Origin of the sequence: uncultured Gimesia sp., from assembly GCF_963972345.1 — a bacterium.
GTDB lineage: Bacteria > Planctomycetota > Planctomycetia > Planctomycetales > Planctomycetaceae > Gimesia.
On record NZ_CAXAVM010000321.1, the window covers coordinates 1 to 4,062 of the forward strand.

3 protein-coding genes are annotated in these 4,062 nt (G+C 47.9%); all 3 read left to right on the forward strand.

Annotated features, from left to right (window positions below; translation table 11 throughout):
- Positions 1-456 precede the first annotated feature (456 nt).
- From AACZ40_RS28410 to AACZ40_RS28420, 3 genes are read left to right on the forward strand one after another with little or no spacing between them, the layout of a single operon-like run.
- Complete coding sequence (locus AACZ40_RS28410) at positions 457-2,073, forward strand: site-specific DNA-methyltransferase (RefSeq protein ID WP_291167512.1); 1,617 nt, start codon at positions 457-459, stop codon at positions 2,071-2,073.
- 11 nt (positions 2,074-2,084) lie between these two features.
- Positions 2,085-3,209, forward strand: a complete 1,125-nt coding sequence (locus AACZ40_RS28415; RefSeq protein ID WP_291167510.1) for an AAA family ATPase — start codon at positions 2,085-2,087, stop codon at positions 3,207-3,209.
- On the forward strand, positions 3,209-3,904 hold the full coding sequence (locus AACZ40_RS28420) for a DUF4276 family protein (RefSeq protein ID WP_291167508.1): 696 nt from the start codon (positions 3,209-3,211) through the stop codon (positions 3,902-3,904). The genes AACZ40_RS28415 and AACZ40_RS28420 overlap by 1 nt, the downstream gene beginning before the upstream one ends.
- Positions 3,905-4,062 lie beyond the last annotated feature (158 nt).

The window sequence follows — 4,062 nt, forward strand, 5'->3', positions numbered from 1 at the left end:
CAGCTCTAATCAACATGATTTCTTGTCTCTGTAGCATATCGCTCCTTTCTTAGAACCTGGAATACGGACTATTCGCAAATAACGGTTAGTAATACTGACGCCTTGAAAAAGCTTTGGGGAGACTATTCCAGGGCGTTCAAAACCATCAGTGTCGATCACTGATAGTTAAAGGTGTCACCTTCATGTATTCTGCCACAAATACCGGTGAAATTTAGCATTTCGAGCATCAGTATGGATCTCCACCACTACTTATGCGAGTTGTTTCCATCATCCTCGCTGTTCCCACAGAAGTATGAAATATCCTTTCATACTTACAATACACAAGCTGTTTTGAAGAATCACGTTAGCCCGAACATTTCAATACCGGACTGTGTCCTGCTGGCTTGCCTGTGACAGTGAATCACTGTATCCTAGTCCATTTGAGTCAATCATAATGTTGCACCGGAGTCAATCATAATGTTGCACCGTTCGGGCAACCATACCGGTGATGATGGATTCGTTTATAAAGATCAACTTCAGCATTCTTCATGGATTGCTATGATGTTTGACCGCTTCAATCAATTCCGCACGGTATTAAGCTCTAGTGGCGTAGTGTTTGCAAACATCGATGATAATGAGTATCGAAATCTATGGATGACGCTTTCAAACGTTTTTGGGGTACAAAACTATCTTGGAAGTATGGTATGGAAACGGCATAGTCCATCAGCAATGAGTGGCACTCCATTATCCCTTGACCATGAATATATATTAGCCTATGGAAAAGATATATCTCAATCTCGACTGTATGGGTTAGCAAAAAACGAAGATGCGTATCACTATATTGATAAAAAAACTGGCAAACGATATGCAAGCACTGATCTCACTGTGAGTATGACTAGCGAACAGCATCCTAACCAATTTTTTCCGATCACCAATCCAAGAGCCGGTAAGTGTTTTCAACCAAATTCCAATCGTGTTTGGCGTTTCTTCCCTGAAACTATGATGGAAGTGATTGCAAACGACTTAATAATCTGGCCTGACGAGGCTGAAGGTACCCTTGAACGTCCGCGGTATAAGACTTTTTTTGATCCAGAATCTATGAAAGTGAAACCTTGCTCAAGCTGGATTGAAAATTCCAACATCAATGATCGGGAAATCGAAGATGATGAAACTGAATTCGAAATCTCTATCCTCAAAACGGGTATGAATTCTGGGGGGGGCCGAATAATTGATCGCCACTTTGGATCGAAACGATTTGCATATCCCAAGCCGGTTTCTTTGATCTGTTCTTTAATTCGTGCATCGACAAGGAATGATGATCTAGTATGTGATTTCTTTGCTAGATCAGGAACAACAGGCCATGCTGTATTTGAGATCAACCGAGAAGATGATGGCAATAGATCTTTTATACTTGTGGAGCAGGGAGAATATTTTTCGTCAGTTCTTAAACCAAGAATTCAAAAAATAATTTACTCCCGCAAGTGGATGGATGGAAAATTGCTAAACCAGGATAGAATCAGTCATGCCTTTAAATACATCCGTCTCGAATCCTACGAAGACACCCTGAACAATCTGGAACTCCGACGAACGCCGCAGCAAGAGTTGCAGCTGGAGGCAGATGACGAACTACGTGAGCAGTACACGTTATCTTATATGCTGGATGTGGAGGGTTGGGAGAGTCAGTCACTGCTGAATGTGGAGTCTTTCCGCAACCCGGACGCATACCGACTGACGGTAGAACGAGACGGGGAGACCCAACTGGTGAACGTGGACCTTGTAGAGACGTTCAACTGGCTGCTGGGGCTGACGGTGCGGCACATTGACGTGATCCGGGGCATCCGCGTGGTGGAAGGGATCAACCCGGATGGCGAACGGACGCTGGTTCTCTGGCGCAATCTTGACGAAACCGATAACGACGCCCTGGACGAGTGGTTCCGCAAACAGCACTACAATACGCGGGACCAGGAATTCGACCTGATCTACGTCAACGGCGACAACAACCTGGAAAACCTCCGCCGAAATGACCAGACCTGGAAAGTCCGCCTCACCGAGGAAGAGTTCGGACGTTTGATGTTCGACGTGCAGGATATTTAAGGAACGAGACCATGAAACTTGCCAAACCGCAGATCCAATCGCTCAATGTCACCGGGTTTAAATCGCTGCGCGAAGTCGATGTCAAACTCACCTCATTAAATCTGCTCATCGGCGCCAACGGTGCCGGAAAGTCCAACCTGGCCAGTCTGTTCGAATTTCTCGCCGCTTCCCTGGATGCGCGTCTGGACGGCTATGTCGGGCGGAACGGCGGACCGAATTCTCTGCTGTTTCAGGGTGCGAAAACAACCGATGCACTGGAAGTTCACGTCACGGTAAAAACAGTCGTCGGCAGCGGAACCCTCCATCAGCGCTGCAGCTTTAAGCCCCCCGACAGCCTGTTTTACGATATCAGACCTGTCGCGAGAAAATCATTCGAGTGGGCCAATGAAATGATCATCGACGACATCTGCAGTGTCTCCAAGGATATCTACAATGACGCCATGTATGATGGAGAGAGCCATCCGGGGCAACTGATTTATGAGTCGTTGAAAAGTTCCAGCTTTCGACTTCACCTGCTGGACACCAGTCTGACGTCCCCCCTGCGGACAGAGTGTTATATCGAAGATAACAAACGGCTGCGCTGGGACGGCGGCAATCTGGCAGCTATGCTGTATTACTACAAATCCTCGCACCACAAAATCTACGACCGGATTCTCTCCACCATTCGCAAAATCGTGCCGGGATTCGACACGTTCGAAATGGAACCGCAGCGCGCGAATCCCCGCAATATCCTGTTAAACTGGAAACAGATAGGGAGTGACTATCTGCTTGGTCCACACCAGATTTCAGACGGCAGTTTGCGCGTGATGGTGCTGGTCACCCTGTTACTGCAGCCACAGAAGACGCTACCCGATCTGATTATCCTGGATGAGCCCGAACTGGGACTGCACCCTCATGCGATGAGCATGATTGCCGGTCTGATCCAGGCCGCCTCCGTCAATTCGCAGTTACTAGTCTGTACGCAATCGCCGACTTTTCTGGATGAATTTTCTCCCGAGGAAGTGATTGTGGCAGAGGCCAGAGACCGGGAATCACAGTTTCGTCGCCTCGACGAAAAAGACCTGACCAACTGGCTGGATGACTACAGCCTGGGTGAACTCTGGCAGAAAAACGTCTTCGGGGGGGGGCCTGTCTGATGAAGGAACTCTATGTTTTCTGCGAAGGCCCGACGGAGCAGGGATTTTGTCAGCAGGTTTTAAGACCGTTTCTATTTCCACAATCCGAGGGAATCATCCATACCATACTGATTGCCAACAGCAGAAAAAGAAATGTGATCTCGCGTGGGGGAATCCGAAAATATGCCCCCCTGCGGAACGATATCATCAATACGCTCAATCAGCATCAGCGTTCGAACGTCCATTTCACCACGTTGTTTGACTTGTATGCGTTGCCCCCCGATTTTCCCGGTAAAGCCATTCAGCAACGGAACCCGCATGATCCCCACCCGTATGTCGCAGCGCTGGAAACCGCCCTGGGAGAGGATATCGGCGATCACCGTTTCCTGCCTTACCTTCAATTACACGAATATGAAACGCTGCTGTTCGCGGACGTGAATTCATTCCAATATGCGTTTGAAAATTGCGATGAAGAAATTGCACAACTACAGGCAATCGTTGATGATCATCAGTCCGTGGAACATATCAATGACGGTCCCCAGACGGCACCATCGAAGCGAATCATTCAAATCTTCCCTCGCTATTATGGACTGAAGACATCCGCAGGACCGGACATCGCTGAATACACGGGGATCAACCAACTCCGAGCAAAGTGCCCCCATTTCAATCAGTGGTTCACCACTCTCGTCGACATGATGTCCGGGGATGAATCTTAGTTCATGGGCAAAAAACGAACGAAGAAAAATGAACTGAAGCCGCTGGGGTTCGAACAGAAGCTGGTGCTCAAAGAGATCATCTTCCTCGAAATCTATCCGCCTTGTACTTCCAAAGTAAAGATCCGTGAGTTTCATCAAAATCGCGGATTTAAAACACT

What these genes read in the sequence shown, in the direction of transcription:
- AACZ40_RS28410 (WP_291167512.1), top strand. Translation starts at nt 457, where the DNA reads ATGTTGCACCGTTCGGGCAACCATACCGGTGATGATGGATTCGTTTAT.
- AACZ40_RS28420 (WP_291167508.1), top strand. Translation starts at nt 3,209, where the DNA reads ATGAAGGAACTCTATGTTTTCTGCGAAGGCCCGACGGAGCAGGGATTT.
- AACZ40_RS28415 (WP_291167510.1), top strand. Translation starts at nt 2,085, where the DNA reads ATGAAACTTGCCAAACCGCAGATCCAATCGCTCAATGTCACCGGGTTT.